Below are 17080 nucleotides of genomic sequence, written 5' to 3'. Positions count from 1 at the left end.
GCAGATAGTGGGGGTTCTGGAACTTGTGCCCGGCAGCGATAGGGCGCTGGGCGCCCAGGAACAGATGATCGTCGAGGTCCTGGCGGAGCAGGTCGGGCTGATTGTGCAGAATGCCCGGCTCCTGGCGGAGCGGGAGCGCCGGCTTTCCGAGCTGGCTACCCTGGCCAATCTGGCGCACGCCATCAGCGCGGTGTTGAATCGGGATAAGGTCTCTCAGCTCATCCTGGAAAGCATGATGGGGCTGACCGACGCAGATAGCGCGGCCCTGTTCCTGCGGGCGGAGGATGGGCTGGTGCTTCAGGCGTCGCTGAGCCGGCAGGCCCGGGAGAATGAGCCGCAGGAGCGCTTTAACCTCGAGCAGGCGGAGGCCGTTATGCAGAGCGGCGCTCCTCTGGCATTGACGGCGCCATCACCGACTGGCCGGCATATGCTGAACCTGCCTCTGCGCGTCAAGGATAAACTGCTGGGGGTAGTGCAGTTGACGCGGCGGGCGCCGACGCCTCCCTTCGCGCTGGATGATCAGCGTCTGGCGGAAGCGCTGGCGGTCTCCGCGGCTATCGCGCTGGAAAACGCCCAGCTTTACGAGGAGACGGAACGCCGGCTGGCCGAGGTCTCGACGCTGTACACCCTGGCCCAGCGCATGACCACCAGCCTGGACCTGAACCAGATGCTCGACTCGCTGGTGGTCATCCTGCGGCGGGTGATTAACTGCCGGAGCTGCTGCATCTTCCTGCTGGATGAAAAGTCGGGCATGCTGGAGATCCGGGCGGCCAGCGGCATCAAGCCGAAATGGCAGAAAGAGGCCAAACTGCGGGTTGGGGAGGGCGTCAGCGGCCGGGTGGTGGTGGAGCGCCGGCCCATTTACATCCCTGACACCTATCAGGAGCCGGACTTTATCTTCTTCGACCCGGAGGTGCGCTCCCTGCTGGTGGTGCCGATGATCACCAAGGGGAATGTGATCGGCACCTTGAGTGTGGATGACAGCATGCCCAACGCCTTTGACCCGGAAGAGGGCCGGCTGTTGACCATTGCCGCGGCGCAGGCGGCCGCTATGATCGAGAATGCGCGTCTGTACGAAAGCCTTAAAGAGCGGGCGCGCCGGCTGAAGCTCGCCTATGATGAGCTGAAAGAGCTGAACCGCCTGAAATCGGAATTTGTGCAGAACGTCTCCCATGAGCTTCGCACACCGCTGACCTTTATCCGCGGGTATGTGGACCTGCTGTTAGAGGGCGCGCTGGGAGAGCTGAATGAACAACAGCGTGAAGCCCTGCAGATCGTCTCCAATAAGACCGAGACACTGACCCGTCTCGTAGGCGACATTATTTCCCTCCAGCGCGCCGAGATGGCTTCCCTGGAGCTGGCGCCGGTCTCTCTGGCGGATGTCATTGACATGGCCCTGCGGGGGGCGGAGGCAGCGGCACAGGAGGCGAATTTGCAGTTGATATGCAAGGTCCCGCCTGATTTAGACCCGGTATTCGGGGATCGCGCTCGTCTGGGGCAGGTGCTGGATAACCTGATCGGCAATGCTCTCAAATTCACCCCGCCAGGCGGCCTCATCGAGATATCGGTCGAGGACGCCGGCGATTACGAGCGGGTGCTGGTACGGGATACCGGCATCGGCATCCCATCGGATAAGCTGGAGAGGATCTTTGAGCCGTTCTATCAGATTGATGGTTCCACGACGCGGCGCTTTGGGGGCGCCGGCCTGGGCCTGGCCATCGTGAAACAGATCGTCGAGGCGCACGGGGGCCAGGTGGGGGTCATCAGCGAAGTGGGCAAGGGCAGTACGTTCTTCTTCACCGTGCCGAAATACCGCCCAGCCGGCGGTGGATAGATGCAGGACAGCAAAGGCGCTGACAGCAGAGCCGCAAAGGAGGAACATGTGATCCGAAGCTTTGCAGAGCTGGTCGAAGCGGCCAAAGCGAAAGGGCCGAAACGGGTAGCCATTGCCGCCGCCCATGAGCGGGAGGTACTGCTGGCGGCGGTCGACGCGGAGCGGCAGGGGCTGGCGGAATGCATCCTCGTTGGGGATGTGCCGGCCATCCAGCGCATCGCGCAGGAAGAAGGCCTTGACCTGAGCCGCATGGAGATGATCCATGTGCCGGAGCCGCGCGAGGCCGCCCGGCAGGTCATGGCGCTGGTCAGCCAGGGTCGGGCGGATATGGCGATGAAGGGACGGGTGGAGACGGGAGATTTTCTGCGGGCGGCGCTGGATAAGGAGTTTGGGATCCGTGCCGGCCGGCTCCTCTCGCACGTGGGCGTGTTTGAGATACCTGGTTTTGACCGGTTGATCTTCGTCAGCGACGCCGGCGTAGTGGTGGCGCCAGACCTGGAGCAGAAAGTAGAGATCGTGCAGAACGCCATCTCAGTCGCCCAGGCGCTGGGCATCTCCTGTCCCAGGGTGGCCATCATCGCGGCGACGGAGATGGTGAACCCCAAGATTCCCAATACCATGGACGCCGCCAATCTGTCCAAGATGGCCGAGCGCGGCCAGATCATCGGCGGCATTGTGGACGGCCCGCTGGCGCTGGACAACGCCATCTCGCTCGATGCCGCGGAGGTCAAGGGCATTCGCAGTGAGGTTGCCGGCCGGGCCGACATCCTGATTGTGCCGGATATCGAGGCCGGCAACGTGCTGGCCAAGGCTATCACCTATTTTGCCAAGGGCAAGATGGCCGGCATTGTCCAGGGCGGCCGCTCCCCGCTCATCGTCGCGTCGCGGGCGGACCCCCACGAATCCAAGATGGTTTCCATGGCATTGGGGATTTTGCTGGCAAACTAACGTTGGGAATGGCGCATGATTGACGCACCGAGCACTTCCGCCGGCGGAAGCCGCAGGCTGTGGGAAACACTGAGGCTTCTTCCCAAAATTGATCTCCACCGCCATCTGGAAGGCTCGCTTCGGCTGAGCACGCTGGCGGAGGTGGCACAGGCGCACGGCGTGGATCTGCCCAGCTATAATATTGAGGACCTGCGTCCCTACGTGCAGGTGACCGACGAAGAGCCCAACTTCCACGCCTTTCTGGAGAAGTTTCGCTTCCTGCGGCAGTTCTATTCCACCCGGGAAGCCATCGAGCGGGTCGCATATGAGGCGGTGGCGGACGCCGCGGCGGATAATGTGCGCTATCTGGAACTGCGGTTCAGCCCCGCAACGCTGGCGGCGCACCAGGGTTTTGATTTAGAGGAGGTGACGGACTGGGTCATCTGGGCGGTGGAGCAGGCCGGCCGGGATTTCGGGGTGACCACGGGCCTGCTCGTCACCATCAAGCGGGAGCTGAGCCCGAGTGAGGCAGAACGGGTCGCCCGGGTGGCGTTCGCGCGGGCCGGCCGGGGCATCGTCGGGCTGGATATCGCCGGCGATGAGGTCAATTATCCCCTGGCACCCTTCGCCGGCATCCTGCGCCAGGCGCACCGCGAAGGGTTGGGGCTGACCATTCATGCCGGCGAGGCCATCGGCGCCTGGAGCGTGCGGGAGGCGGTGGAGGAATACGGGGCGGACCGCATTGGCCACGGGGTGCGGGCTGTCGAGGACCCGGAGGTGGTGGAACTGCTGTGCCGCGCCGGCGTGACGCTGGAAATCTGCCCCACCAGCAACATTCACACCGCCACCGTCCCCCACCTGGCCCGCCATCCCCTGCGGCACTTTCTGGCACAAGGTGTGCGGGTAACCATCAATACCGATGACCCGAGCATCTCCAACACCACCCTCACAGACGAGTATCTCATCGCCGTCCGTGAAATTGGGGTCAGCCTGCCCCAGTTGGGCGTGGTGGTGTGGAACGGCGTGCGGGCGGCTTTCACCAACCAGAATGCGAAGGAGCAGTTGTGGAGGACATTCAAGGGGGAATGGGAAAAAATCCTTGCTATATCTTTACCGGACGCTTTGGAAGTGGAAAGACCGAGATAGCCATCAACTTTGCGCTGAAGCTGTGCCGCGAGCCGGCCAGCGCGGACGGCGGATGCCCTGTGCTGGTGGACCTGGATGTGGTGACGCCGTACTTCCGCTCGCGGGAAATGGCTGACCGCATGCGGGAACGGGGCGTGGAGGTGGTGACGCCGGCGGCGGTGGCGCGTTACCTCGATACCCCCGGCCTGACACCCGAAATCATGGGCGTCCTGCAGGACAGCCGGCGCACTGTGGTCCTCGATGTAGGCGGCGATGTGCAGGGCGCCAGGGTGCTGGCCCAGTACCGCGATGTCCTGCGGGAGCGGGGCTACATCATGTATGTGGTGGTGAACCCATATCGTCCGTTCACACAGGATGATGTGGGCATTGCCAGCGCGGTGCGCGATATGGAGCTGACCACCCGGCTGTTGGCCGGCGGGTTGGTGGGGAACCCGCACATGCTGGCCAGCACTACTCCGGAACAGTTCCTGGAAGGGTGGAAGGTGCTGGTGCGGGCGAGTCAGCGGTTGGGCATACCGCTGGCGATGGTGGCGGTGGAGCAGAGCCTTCTGCCGGCGGTGGCCGATCAACTGCCGGCGGACACGCCGCTCCTGCCGCTGGAGCGCTTCTTCTTCCCGCCGTGGGAGGAAGAGCCAGGCGCCGGCTGACAATACAGCGCCCCTGGGATTCGGTGCACGAAACTGTGGATATACGGATAGATGGGAGAGAAAGCGATGGCCATTCGCACCTTTGAGGAGTTGATCCAACTGGCCCAAACGCGCGGCCCTAAGCACGTGGTCCTGGTCGCCGCCGACCAGTGGGAAGCGCTGGAAGCCGCCGCGCTGGCCTATCAGCGCGGCCTGGCGGAGTTTACCCTGCTCGGCAACGTGGAACGCATCGAGACCCTTCTCGCCGAAGGGAAATTTGACCTGGGCTTCCCTGAGATTATCCATGAACCGAGCCAGCGCCGGGCGGCAGAGCGGGCTGTGGAGATGGCGCGCAACGGCCTGGCCGACATCGTCATGAATGCCAAGGCACAACCGCGACATCTGGTGCGTGTGGCGGATGACCCCATCTCCGGCCTGCGCAACGGCGAATGTGTGATGAGCGATGTGGCGGTGTTTGAGATCCCCAATTTCGACCGCCTGATTTTCGTGACCGATATCCTCGTTTGCACGGCGCCGGACTTGCAGGCCAAAGCCTGCATGGTGCAGAACGCCATCAATGTTGCTCGCGCGCTGGGGGTGGAGCGGCCGAGAGTGGCGATCCTCTCTGCCACGGAGGTGGTCAATCCCAAGATCCCCATCAGCATTGACGCGGCCAACCTTTCGAAAATGGCCCAGCGGGGGCAGATCGTCGGGGGGATTGTGGATGGGCCTCTGGCGCTGGATAACGCCATTTCCGAGGTGGCGGCGAGCATCAAAGGTATCGAGAGCGATGTCGCCGGCCGCGCCGACATCCTGGTCGCGCCGGATATCGAGGCCGGCAACCTGCTGGCAAAGGCCATCACCTACTTCGCCGGCGGCCAAATGGCCAGCGTGATCGTCGGTGGGCGCTGTCCCATCGTCATGCCCTCGCGCTCGGACCCGCCGGACGCCAAGCTGGCTTCCCTTGCCCTGGGGGTGTATCTCAGCGGCATGAGTTATGAGCCTGTGAAATAATGGGATTGTCTGCACTTTCCAACCGAACATCACTGACAAGGAGGTCAACGAAGGATGTCCCACATTGTAGTGGATGAGGACCGCTGTAAGGGGTGCGGCCTGTGCACGACGGTCTGCCCGTTTGACCTGGTGCATATTGCGGACCATTTTAACGCCAAGGGCTATCGGCCGGCGACGCAGGTGGACCCGAAAGGGGAATGCACAGGGTGCGCCATGTGCGCCATGATGTGCCCCGATGTGGCGATTGTAGTGTACAAAACGGTGCGTGTGCCGTGATGACGCGGCATACCACCGTTTTGTTGTTCTGGCGATGACGATATCCTGGAAGAGGAGCGCATCCATGTCTTCCAAAATCCTGATGAAGGGCAATGAGGCGATTGCGGAGTCCGCGATACGGGCCGGCTGTCAGGCCTATTTCGGCTATCCGATCACCCCGCAGACCGAAGTGCTCGAATACATGGCGCGGCGCATGCCGCAGTTGGGACGCGTGTTCCTGCAGGCCGAGAGCGAGCTGGCGGCCATCAACATGCTGTACGGTGCGGCGTGCGCCGGCGTGTGCGCCATGACCTCCACCTCCAGCCCCGGCTTCAGCCTGATGCAGGAGGGCATCTCCTACATCGCCTGCTCCATGGTGCCGGCGGTGGTGGTCAATGTCATGCGCGGAGGGCCGGGACTGGGCAACATCCAGCCTTCCCAGGCGGATTACTCCCAGATGACCAAGGGCGGCGGTCACGGCGACTATAAGGTGCTGACCCTGGCACCGTCCACCATTCAGGAGCTGGTAGACCATGTTGGCCTGGCGTTCGATCTGGCGGACGAGTACCGGCAGATCGTCTTTGTCATCGCGGATGGCATGCTGGGCCAGATGATGGAGCCGGTGGAACTGCCCGAGATGCGGGAACTGCGGCCGCCGCCGGCCTGGGCGCTGACCGGCGCGAAGGGCCGGCCGAAGAATATTATCACCTCCCTGTACCTCAACGCGCCGGAGCTGGAAAAGGTCAACCAGGAACTGCAGGCCGTGTATCGGCGCATCGAGGCGAATGAAGTGCGCTATGACTCCTATCTGCTGGAGGATGCGGAGATCGCTGTCGTGGCGTACGGCACTGCGGCGCGCATTGCCCGCACCGCTATCCGCAGGGCGCGTGAGGCCGGCATCCGCGTGGGTTTGTTCCGCCCCATCACCGTGTATCCGTTCCCATACGAAGCGCTGGCGGAGGTGGCCGGCCGGGTGCAGGAAATGCTGGTGGTGGAGATGAGCGCCGGCCAGATGCTGGAAGATGTGCGCATGGCCACCTGCTGTCGGGTCCCCATCCGCTTCTTCGGTAAGATGGGCGGTGTTGTCCCCCTGCCAGAAGATATTCTGGCGGAGATCGAAGCCCTTGCCCAAGGGAAGCCGGCCATGGTGGCCCAGAAAGGAGCGTGAGACATGGTCGAAGCGGAGAAGCAGGAACGCATCGTGTTCAGCCGGCCGAAGGCCTTGACGGATACCACCACCCATTACTGCCCGGGGTGCATTCACGGCATCGTACACCGCCTGATCGCCGAGGCGATTGATGAGCTGGGCATCCAGGACCGCACCATCGGCATCGCGCCGGTGGGGTGTTCGGTGCTGGCGTATCACTATTTCGACGTGGACTTCGCGGAGGCGGCGCACGGCCGGGCGCCGGCGATGGCAACTGGCCTCAAGCGCGTTCAGCCGGACAAGATCGTCTTTACCTATCAAGGGGATGGTGACCTCGCCGCCATTGGGACGAACGAGATCATCCATGCGGTCAACCGTGGCGAGAACATCACCACCTTTTTTATCAACAACGCCATTTATGGGATGACCGGCGGGCAGATGGCGCCGACGACCCTGCCCGGTCAGGTGACGACCTCAACGCCTTTCGGGCGGGATGTGCGCGCCGCCGGCTATCCCCTGCGGGTATGCGAGCTGATGGCGACCCTGGCGGGTGCGGCATACGTCGTGCGGCGCACCGCCATCAACCCGCGGGAGATCCGCCGGCTGAAGAAGGCCATCGTCACCGCTTTCAAGGTGCAGATGGCCGGCCTGGGCTACTCCCTGGTGGAGGTGGTATCCAACTGCCCGACCAACTGGGGCATGACGCCCATTGAGTCGCTGGAATGGCTCGAGAAGAACATGCTTCCGTACTATCCTCTGGGCGATTTCAAGGTCGCCGAAGGGGTGGAAAACCTGTGAGTGCCGGCGGAGGCCGGCTGTCGTCAAGGAGGACGATATGCACGAGGAAGTGATTATCTCCGGGTTCGGCGGACAGGGAGCGCTGTTCGCCGGCCAATTGCTGACCTATGCCGGCCTGGCCGAGGGCCGGCATGTGAGCTGGATACCATCCTATGGCCCGGAAATGCGCGGCGGCACCGCCCACTGCACCGTGATCATCTCCGATGAGCCGATCGGCTCACCCATCATCTACCGTCCCACGAGCTGTATCGTGCTGAACCCGCCGTCCTTCGAGAAATATGAGCCGCTGGTCAAACCGGGAGGATTCCTGATCGTCAATTCCTCCCTGGTGCGCCAAAAATCGGCGCGCACGGACATCACGGTGGTGGAGGTGCCGGCCAACGACCTGGCGTACGAGATCGGCAATGTGCGGGTGGCAAACCTGGTACTGCTGGGGGCACTGCTGGGGATCAACCCCTTTGTGCGGCTGGAATCGGTGATCCAGGCGCTGGAAGAGCATGTGCCCGAACAGCGCCGGCACATCATCGAGCCGAATAAGCGGGCCTTGCTGGCAGGACACCGCATTGCCCAGGAGAGCCGGCAGGCGGTGCATTAATTCCCGAGCGGCGCGTGCCGGCGGAAAAGAAGCGGGAATATCCTCATGCGCTCGATCACTGGCCGGCAAAGCCCGCCGGCCAGGGTGTCGACCTGCGCCTGCAGGCAGACCTCGCCGCGTGACAGCGTCCCGGTCAGTGCGGCGGCGGCAGTTCCTCCCTGCGTGAGGACGACCGCCGGCTGGACCTCCCCCTGCGAGCTGGCGAAAGCGACCTCCAGGCCGTCGGGGGCAGGGTTGTCGAAGGCATCCAGCACCTGCACGGCGAAGGGGATATGGGCCTCGCCGGCGCGCAGGAAGGCCAGCTCGAACGACCAGCGCAGTTGCGCCGGCGGGCCTGGTACGATGTTGACCATCCGGGTCTGACTGATGTCGGAGGAGACCTGGGCGGTGATCTGGTCGGGGCCGGCGGCGGTAGGGGGCTGATAGGTACTGCGCACCATACCGCGGTACGTATACGCCAGCGCCGGCGCGACACTGCCCCGCTGGGCGGATATCAGCACCGCCGTGCCGTCCTGGACGGGATTGCCGGCGGCGTCCTGCACCGTCACCGTCAGGGGCACCGATGGCGTGCCGGCGGTAATGACTTCGTGCTCCAGCGCAAGCTGGAGCTCCGCCGGCGGGCCGGGCTGAACGGTGACCGTGATCTGTTCGGTCAGCGCGCCGGCCTGCACGGTGATATGAGCGGGGCCAGCCAGCTCCCCGGGGATGAACTGCGCCAATGCCGTGCCGCCGGCGGTTTGTGCCTCTGCCGGCAAGATCGTCCCAAGGTCTGTGGAGAACGATATAGCGGTGCCCTCCGGCGCCGGCGCGCCGAGCAGGTCCACCAGGGTAGCGGTGATGGTGATGGGATCTCCCAGGGCCTGGACGGACCCCGCGCCGGCATATGCCTGCAGGATGGCGCCGTGCACAGCCGCCTGGACAGCGCGCCGCAGGTTGAGCCGGCCCCAACCGCAATACACATCGGGGCCGGGGTAACTGGCGTAATTCAGATCATCGGCGCTCAAGCGCAAGGTGCTCATGACCTCTGCCGGTGTGAGCCCGGGGTTCACCGCCCAGAGCAGGGCCGCGGCGCCGCTGACATGCGGCGCGGCCATGGAAGTGCCGCTGGCGGTGCTGTAGGTGGGGCCGGAGGAGGTGCGCGAGGTGCTGTAAATGCCGGCGCCTGGCGCCAGCAGGTCCAGCCCCGGCCCGTAATTGGACAGCCACCAGCGCTCATCCGATGAGGTGCTGGCACCGATCGCCATAATGTCGGGATGGCGTGCGGGATAGGCCGGCGTGCTGGCGCCGGCGTTGCCGCTGGCCGCCATCATGACCGCGCCCCGATCCTTGACATAATTTACTGCCTCATCCAGGAGCCGGCGCTCCTCCGCTGTCAAATCCCCGTCGACCGAGACGCTCAGGTTCAGGATCCGCGCGCCGTTATCCGCCGCGTACCGCATCGCCTGGAGCATGCCCAGGAACGAGCCCTGTCCGTTGCGGTCCAGGAATTTCACCGCCATGAGCTGAACCTGCCAGGTGGTGCCGGCGACCCCGAGGGCGTTGTTGCCCACCGCGCCGGCGATGCCGGCCACGTGCGTGCCGTGCCAGTGGTCGTCATCCGGGTTGGGGGAGTTGGCGACGAAGTTCCATCCCCAACGGTCATCTACATAGCCGTTGCCATCGTCGTCTATGCCGTTGCCGGCGATTTCATCCCCATTTTGCCACAGATTGGCCTGCAAATCGGGATGAGATAGGCTGATGCCGGTGTCGAGGATGGCGATGACCGCTTGGCGGGAGCCGGTGGTGATGTCCCAGGCCGCCGGCGCCTGGATGATGCGCATGTTCCACTGCGCAGTATAGCCGGGGTCGTTCGGTTCGGCGGCGATGACTACGCGCCGGTTGGGGATGAGCCATTCGAAGGCGCCGCTTTCGGCCAGCCGGCGCAGGGCGGGTACATCCTCGCCGCTGGTCCCGCCGGCACAGGTCAATTCCCACAGGTTCAGCGCCGGGATAAAACGGGCGTTCAGGCCGGCCTGGCCGGCCAGCTCGGCGATATCACTGGTGCTTCCCTCTGCCGGACGGGCCAGCCAGCTACAGGTCTGCGAGACGGGCGCCGGGACAGCGGGTTGGCGCGAGGGCTGGGCACTGCCGGCCATTCCCAGGACCGCCAGCAGTGCCAGACAGCAAACGCCGGCCAGTAGAATCCGCCGTACGATGGCCCGAGCGAGAGACCATCCCTTCATGCCCGTCCCATGTCCCTCCATCGGTTGCCCGTCAGGTGCGCCGCGCCTGCTGGTACCAGTTCCAGAGGGCGATGATGACGATGATAGCGGTGGCAAAGAGCGCCAGGATGATGCCGGCCATCAGCAGGGTGAAGAGCGCCGGCGGCAGGGGCGGGCGGGTTGTCTCCGTGCTGGCGGAAGCCTCGCCGGCTGGGGCAGGGCCGGTCGGGGATATCTGCGGGGCGGCGGCCGGGTTGGTGGTGGGAGCCGGCGCCGCGGGTGCCCCGCCTGCGGCCGGCGGCGCGGTCGTGCCGGCGGTGGGCGCGCTGGTGGACGCGCCGGGCGCGGAAGGGGATGGTACTGCCGGCGTCAGGGCCGTCGGCGGCTGAACGACAGGAACTGTCGGCTGTACCGGCGTCGGGGCCGGCGGCTGGGTAGCCCCAGGGGCGGGGGTAGGCCCGCCGGTGGCCGGCGGCACGGTCACGCGCGGGCGGGGGGTCGAGGTCGGACGCGGGGTGGAGGTGGGGCGGGGGGTGGAGGTCGGCCCGAGTATCTGCCCCACGTCAATGGTTCCGCCGCGCGCCGTGGATGGCAGGACAATGCCCTGGGGGTTGGAAATGAGCGCCTCCAGGGAGATGGCGGTGCCGCCGTCCATTTTGCCGCGCACTGTCAGGACGGCGATGGTGCCGTCGCCATTGGCCGGCGGAGCGGGGTTCAGCAGTGTGATGGCGAAGAGGGCCGTTCCGCCCTCGTTGTCGACGCGCGAGACCGGCGAGCCGCCGGCGAACAGGCTCCCCGCTTCGATGGACAGCACCTCGATGATGGTCGGGTCATAGCGCAGGGTGACCTGCGCGGCATAGGCGTTTTGAACGTTCCTAGCTGCTATGGAGATGGTGGCCTGTTGGCCGACGGCTACAGCCTGGGCCGGCGGGGAGATGAAGATCTCCGCTCCGTCCGCCAGCGCGCTGGCCGTGCCGGCGAGGAACAGCAGGCTGAGCAGGAATGCGGCGGCGGAAAGGCGTATGCTCATACGAGGCGTTGCATGCTCGGTCAGTTGCGCGTTCCAGGACATGATGGTTTTTCCCTTGAGGATTGTCGATCAATACCGCATAATCAGCGGCAGAATGGCAGGGTGCCAGATGGATGCTGTGGAGTTGACGATGTCGAACGGGATAAACACCGGGTCGGGTGTGCCGGGCGCGTACAGTCCGGTGCGGGTCAGATGATTGGTCTGGGTGATGACTGCGATGTCGCTGGTGCCCGGGCCTACGGCCTGAAAGGCCACCGAGGCGAAGAGGCCACTGCCGGAGGCCGGCGGGCCGGAGAGCAGGGTCACGCAGTAAGTGATGAGGCCCAGCTCGTTATCGGCGGCGTTGATGACAAAGCCCCGCGCCGGGTCGGGAAATGTGCCGCGCGCGATCTGCACGCCCGGGGCCGCCGGGTCGGCGTCCACCACCTGCAGACGCGCCGGGTCGAAGGACAGATACACATCGGCCGCGACGAGGGCAGGGACGTCCTGAATGTGAATTTCCAGGGTGCGGGTGAGGCCCAGTCGGCGAAATTCCATTGTCTGCGGCTCCAGCACGATGCGCGCGGAGGGCTGTGCGAGGGCGCCGGCGGCCGCGAACAGGGCAAAGAGCAGGAGGCCGGCGGTGAGCGTCAGGATGGCCAGTTTGCGCCAGCCGGCGGATAAGTTGCGGGTGAACGGGGCGTTCCCAGGCATGGACTTTCTTTCTCTCCCATCACAGCGGTTCGGAACGGTATGGGTATTGTAAAGGATGATGGAGGGGATGTCAAAAGGCGGCGTGGGTCAGGGCAGGTGACAGCCGCCGTAGCGGCGGCTGTCACCTGGTGGATGCAGGGTTTACCGCAGGAAGGGGGCGAGCACCTCGTCCAGGGTTGGCCGGCCGATTTCCTGCAGTTCGTAATAGACCCGGTCGCTGGGATGGCGGATGGTGATCAGCCGGCGCAGATCAATGGGTGTACCGATGAGCACCAGGTCTACAGGCGCGGCGTTGATGGTGGCCTCCAGCTCCTGAATCTGCTGGCGGCCGTAGCCCATCGCCGGCAGGACCTTCCCCGTCTTCGGATACTTGCGGTAGGTTTCCAAGATGGAGCCGACAGCATAGGGCCGGGGGTCAACGATTTCTGCGGCGCCGTATTTCAGCGCGGCGATATAGCCGGCGCCGTAGGACATCTCGCCGTGCGTCAGGGTGGGGCCATCCTCGACCACCAGCACGCGTTTGCCGGCGATCTCCTCCGGCCGTTCGACAAAGATGGGCGATGCGGCTTCGACCAGCGTCGCGGTGGGGTTGACCTGGCGCACGTGTTCCCGCACCAGGTTGACGGCGGCCATATCTGCCGTGTCAATTTTGTTGAGCACCACCACGTTTGCCATGCGCAGATTGGCCTCGCCGGGGTGATAACTCAGCTCATGGCCGGGGCGGTGCGGGTCCGCCACGACGATGTGCAGGTCGGTCTGATAGAAGGGCAGGTCGTTGTTGCCGCCGTCCCAGATGATGATATCCGCCTCCTGTTCTGCCTGGCGCAGGATTTGTTCATAGTCCACGCCGGCATACACCACGATGCCGCGCCGGAGGTGCGGCTCATATTCCTCGCGCTCCTCGATAGTGCATTCATGGAGGTCCAGATCCTCATATGTGGCAAAGCGCTGGCAGGTTTGGCGCACCAGGTCTCCGTAGGGCATGGGGTGGCGGATGACGACGACGCGCTTGCCGGCGGCTCGCAGGATGTCGCACACGCGGCGGGTGGTCTGGCTTTTGCCGCTTCCCGTGCGCACCGCGCAGACGGAGATGACCGGTACCCGGGCTTTCAGGGCGGTGGATGCCGGCCCGAGCAGGAGAAAATCGGCGCCGGCGGCCAGCGCCGCTGAGGCGCGGTGCATGACATACTCGTGCGAGACGTCGGAGTAAGCGAAGACGACCAGGTGGATGTGCTTCTCGCGGATCAGCTCCACCAGCGACTCTTCCGGGTAGATGGGGATGCCCTGGGGATAGAGTGGGCCGGCCAGTTCGGGGGGATAGCGCCGGCCTTCGATGTTCGGGATCTGCGTGGCGGTGAAGGCCACGACCTCATAGGCCGGGTTCTGGCGGAAAAAGACGTTGAAGTTGTGGAAGTCCCGGCCGGCGGCTCCCATGATGAGCACGCGTGCCCTCTCTGGCTGTTGTGGTTTCGTCATTGAAACGGTCTCCTTTCTCTGCGATGGATGGTCTGCGATCGTTCGGGTGAGCTTCACTGCCCGGCCGGCTCACTGGCCGGCTCTTTCGCTGGACGGCGAATGGGGTTGCGCACCAGCCGCGCCAGCAGGATGCCCAGCTCGAAGAGCAGTAACAGCGGCCCCATCACCAGCGCCATATTAAAGGGGTCCGGGGTGGGGGTGATAATCGCCGCGGCGATAGCGATGATGACCACCGCGTACTTGCGCTTGGAAGCCAACTGTTTGGCGTCCACGATGCCCATCTTGGCCAGCACCAGCATGATGAGCGGGGTCTCAAAGGTCACCCCCATCCAGAATAAGAGGGTGAGCACGAAATTGGTATATTCGCTGATGGTCCACCAGGGCGTGGCGAGCTGACTGCCGAAGGAGAACAGGTAGCGCAGGGCGAAGGGGAGCAGGACAAAGTATGCGAAGGCGATGCCCCCCACGAAGAACAGGAATGCGCTGGGAATGGCGAAGAAGGCGAATATCTTGAACCCGCGCTTTTCCTTGGGCGTTTCCATGGCAGGGTAGATGAAGGCCATCAGCTCATAGACCAGGACGGGGATGGCCAGCACAAAGCCGCACAGCAGGCCGACCTTGAACCAGGTGAGGATCATTTCCGGCGGCCGCACGAAGATGAGCTGGATGTTGCCGGCCGGCCGCTTGAGGATGTTGAAGATTTTCTCGACGAAGAAGAGGCTCCCGATAATGGTGACGATCATGACGATGGCGGCGGCCATGAGCCGGCGGCGCAGTTCCTCCAGGTGCTCGGCACCCTGGTACAGGCCGCCGATGAGCGCGTAGAAGGGACTGCCACTGCGCTTCCAGTCCCGGCGGGCTTCGGCCAGGGTCTTGGGGGGCAGGTTATTCTGCTGGCGGCGGAAGTTTTCAATGGCCAGCCAGAGCTGTTCCAGGCCCTGGGGCAGTTTTTTGGGTCCGACGACGATCAGCACCACCAGGGCAAGGAAAAAGGTGCTCAGGGCACTGGTTCCTGTGTTCATATGCGTCCTTCGTTATCCTCAGGGGGGTGGACTATCGGCGGTGCTTCGGGGCCAGGCGCATCGGGAGCTGGGACGGCCGGCGGAGTGTCAGCAGTCTCACTGCCGGCGGCAGGCTCCTCAGATGTCTCGGAAGGCGCCGGCGCCTGAGCGGATTCATCGGGTGCCGGCGCGGCGGTGCCGGCAGTCTGCGCCTGCTGGGCACGGTCCAGCGCGTCGGCCTGGGCCTCCAGCACATTGGCCAGGGTGGTCGGGTTGATTTCCTCCAGGTCAAATTCCTCAGCCAGCTCTTTGGTGGCCTGGCGGAATTTGCGGATAGCTTTTCCCAGGGAAGCGCCGACTTCAGGGATTTTGTCCGGCCCAAACACCATCAGCACAATGACCAGTATCAATAACAGCTCCATGGGGCCGATATTGAAAAAGTTCATGCCTGTGAGCTCTCCTCGGAGGGCGCCGGCGGGGGAGGGGCCATGTAATCGCGCAGTTCCCCGAGCCGACCGCTGGCCTCCAGTTCCTCCAGAATAGACGCCAGCACGCCGTTCACAAAGCGGTGGGTGCTGTCCGAGCCGAAGTGTTTGCCCAACTCCACCGCTTCGTTGATGGCCACTCGGGGCGGTGTTTCGCCCCACAGCAGTTCCAGCGTGCCGATGCGCAGGATATTGCGGTCGACAATAGCCACGTCGTTGATGGGCCAGAGGGGAGCGTGGCGCTGGATGAGGTCATCAATGGTGGCGCGGTGTTGGAGCACGCCCCAGACGAGCCGGCGGGCGAACGCGGCATGTTCGGGAGCCAGGGAGCTCTCCTCCAGCCGGTACTGCAGAGCCCGCTCCGGGTCGTGTCCTACTGCATCTACCTCGAATAACGCTTGCAGTGCCACATGTCGGGCCAAGCGTCGGTGTTTCATCCAATCGCCCCCCCGTTCCCCGGGTTGCAACCTTTCGTCAGAGTATTATCCCACAATTGCCGCCATGGCCTAACATGGCGGTGTCGTACATTAGTCATTATGCCACCAAAGCGCGCTATTCGTCAAAATTCGGGCATGGGAGGGCATGGGAACGGTCCCGATGTCCATTTTTCATGGGCGGAGCAGGCTCCAGCGGTACTCGCTGAGGGGGATAGGGATGCCGGTCAGGACAATGTACCAGTCGGGGATGTCATTTTTCCGCAGGATACGCCAGTTGAACAGGGGCGTCAACTCCTGCAGGGTATATACCTGTCTCATGGAGGCATACCAGTCCATATCCTCATCCTGTTGGAAATGCCAGTATTCGATGGCGAGGAAATGCCAGGTCCATGAGAAGTCGGCCTTATCCACGGAGGCGATGCGCTCCCAGCCGAAGGAGGAGGCCAGGTCGGTGAAGTCAACATAATATCCTGATGGAATGATATCCCAACGTCCACCCTGTTCGGGGAAGCGCCGGCGCGCGCTCCCGCTGAAGTCCCAGGGCGGCTCGCGCAGAGGCATGCCCAGACTGCCGTCCTGTCGGGCGGCGCGCAGGTAGACGCGCCAGTAGGTGTGGCCGCCGATGTCCTCGCGCACGACGGCCATCATGGGAAAGCCGTTCCGGTCCCGGTAGTCGAAGAGCGTGTCAATGGCGCGGCCGGCCTTGTGCCAGCTCGCGTACGTGGTTGTCTCGCTGTCCTCATCGAGCGGGCGCCAGGCATCGCTCAACCGCGCCAGGAAGTCAAAGCCGGCGGCCTGCTTGACCGCTTCCCGCAATTTGATGAAGGAAGGTGCGACCAGCGCGTTCAGCCGCTCGTTCGGGACATCCACGTTCTGCACGCGCACCCAGCCGGCCAGTTCCGCATCCGAATCGCCCCCCGCGGGCGGTTGAAGCTCCTCCCAGCGTATGGCATAGCGTGTGCGCCAGGGATGGTCCAGGGATTCCGCGGCGGCCGGCTGGCCGAACGGCAGGGCGCGGTCGTGCCAGGAAAGGGGGCCGGCCAGCGCGTAGCCGCGCAGGACAGTGGTCGGCAGGACGGCGGTCTGGGTTAACGGGGCGGTATGGAGCGCCCAGCCGTTGTAATACTGCTCCAGCCAGGCCAGGGAACGCCCATCGGGCGACCAGGCCGCCCATTCGTTGGCCGTGCTCCAGGTCAGCCGCGTGGTCAATCCGCCCTCCGCCGGCGGCGCCATCACCTCCAGCACCGTGACCTCGCGCTTCTCCGGCGTGCGGTAGGTGAAGGTCAGCCGGATGCCGTCGGGGGACCAGGCCGGCTGATCCTCTCCCGTGGGGCTGTTGGTGATCTGCCGCACGTCCTGGCCGTCCGGGCGCATGAAGAACAGGTCTTTATCGCCGTAGCGCCAGGAGGAGAAGG

Annotated in this window: 17 protein-coding genes; 9 read left to right on the top strand and 8 right to left on the bottom strand. The window is 64.4% G+C overall.

The genetic code is table 11. The annotated features are described in order from the left end of the window. The 9 genes from H5T60_02820 to H5T60_02780 all read left to right on the top strand — a co-directional run. Positions 1-1834 (top strand): GAF domain-containing protein (locus H5T60_02820; GenBank protein MBC7241361.1); only part of this gene is annotated, 1834 nt, incomplete at its 5' end. Continuing rightward, entirely contained in the window at positions 1835-2782 is a 948-nt protein-coding gene (locus tag H5T60_02815; protein ID MBC7241360.1) for a bifunctional enoyl-CoA hydratase/phosphate acetyltransferase, read from the top strand. 15 nt (positions 2783-2797) lie between these two features. After that, entirely contained in the window at positions 2798-3907 is a 1110-nt protein-coding gene (gene add / locus H5T60_02810; GenBank protein ID MBC7241359.1) for an adenosine deaminase, read from the top strand. Continuing rightward, positions 3847-4554, top strand: coding sequence for a hypothetical protein (locus H5T60_02805; protein ID MBC7241358.1), 708 nt, complete (start codon positions 3847-3849; stop codon positions 4552-4554). The genes add and H5T60_02805 overlap by 61 nt, the downstream gene beginning before the upstream one ends. Before the next feature lie 66 nt (positions 4555-4620). Next, the gene (locus H5T60_02800) at positions 4621-5547 is read left to right on the top strand and encodes a bifunctional enoyl-CoA hydratase/phosphate acetyltransferase (protein ID MBC7241357.1); all 927 of its coding nucleotides are present in this window, start codon (positions 4621-4623) and stop codon (positions 5545-5547) included. 54 nt (positions 5548-5601) lie between these two features. Then, on the top strand, positions 5602-5823 hold the full coding sequence (locus H5T60_02795) for a 4Fe-4S dicluster domain-containing protein (protein MBC7241356.1): 222 nt from the start codon (positions 5602-5604) through the stop codon (positions 5821-5823). A 64-nt stretch (positions 5824-5887) separates the two neighbouring features. Next, on the top strand, positions 5888-6970 hold the full coding sequence (locus H5T60_02790) for a 3-methyl-2-oxobutanoate dehydrogenase subunit VorB (protein MBC7241355.1): 1083 nt from the start codon (positions 5888-5890) through the stop codon (positions 6968-6970). A 3-nt stretch (positions 6971-6973) separates the two neighbouring features. Further along, positions 6974-7747, top strand: coding sequence for a 2-oxoglutarate oxidoreductase (locus H5T60_02785; GenBank protein ID MBC7241354.1), 774 nt, complete (start codon positions 6974-6976; stop codon positions 7745-7747). 37 nt (positions 7748-7784) lie between these two features. Further along, complete coding sequence (locus H5T60_02780) at positions 7785-8342, top strand: 2-oxoacid:acceptor oxidoreductase family protein (protein MBC7241353.1); 558 nt, start codon at positions 7785-7787, stop codon at positions 8340-8342. On the opposite strand, the gene H5T60_02775 is transcribed toward H5T60_02780, so the two are convergent. From H5T60_02775 to H5T60_02740, 8 genes are all read right to left on the bottom strand, one after another. Further along, on the bottom strand, positions 8339-10564 hold the full coding sequence (locus tag H5T60_02775; protein MBC7241352.1) for a S8 family serine peptidase: 2226 nt from the start codon (positions 10562-10564) through the stop codon (positions 8339-8341). The genes H5T60_02780 and H5T60_02775 overlap by 4 nt on opposite strands. Before the next feature lie 31 nt (positions 10565-10595). After that, on the bottom strand, positions 10596-11573 hold the full coding sequence (locus H5T60_02770; GenBank protein MBC7241351.1) for a hypothetical protein: 978 nt from the start codon (positions 11571-11573) through the stop codon (positions 10596-10598). A 69-nt stretch (positions 11574-11642) separates the two neighbouring features. Next, on the bottom strand, positions 11643-12266 hold the full coding sequence (locus tag H5T60_02765) for a hypothetical protein (GenBank protein MBC7241350.1): 624 nt from the start codon (positions 12264-12266) through the stop codon (positions 11643-11645). A gap of 141 nt (positions 12267-12407) precedes the next feature. Next, the gene (locus tag H5T60_02760; protein MBC7241349.1) at positions 12408-13742 is read right to left on the bottom strand and encodes a GTPase; all 1335 of its coding nucleotides are present in this window, start codon (positions 13740-13742) and stop codon (positions 12408-12410) included. Between the two features lie 53 nt (positions 13743-13795). Next, positions 13796-14764: a twin-arginine translocase subunit TatC gene (gene tatC / locus H5T60_02755; GenBank protein MBC7241348.1), complete on the bottom strand. Its 969-nt coding sequence runs from the start codon at positions 14762-14764 to the stop codon at positions 13796-13798. Then, positions 14761-15189: a twin-arginine translocase TatA/TatE family subunit gene (gene tatA, locus H5T60_02750; GenBank protein ID MBC7241347.1), complete on the bottom strand. Its 429-nt coding sequence runs from the start codon at positions 15187-15189 to the stop codon at positions 14761-14763. The genes tatC and tatA overlap by 4 nt, the downstream gene beginning before the upstream one ends. Further along, positions 15186-15665, bottom strand: a complete 480-nt coding sequence (nusB, locus tag H5T60_02745; GenBank protein ID MBC7241346.1) for a transcription antitermination factor NusB — start codon at positions 15663-15665, stop codon at positions 15186-15188. The genes tatA and nusB overlap by 4 nt, the downstream gene beginning before the upstream one ends. A gap of 171 nt (positions 15666-15836) precedes the next feature. Beyond that, a partial coding sequence (locus H5T60_02740) for a PD40 domain-containing protein (GenBank protein MBC7241345.1) occupies positions 15837-17080 on the bottom strand: 1244 nt, incomplete at its 5' end.

This window comes from Anaerolineae bacterium, assembly GCA_014360855.1.
In the GTDB taxonomy this organism is placed as follows: domain Bacteria; phylum Chloroflexota; class Anaerolineae; order JACIWP01; family JACIWP01; genus JACIWP01.
This window is presented reverse-complemented; position numbering and strand designations above follow the sequence as displayed.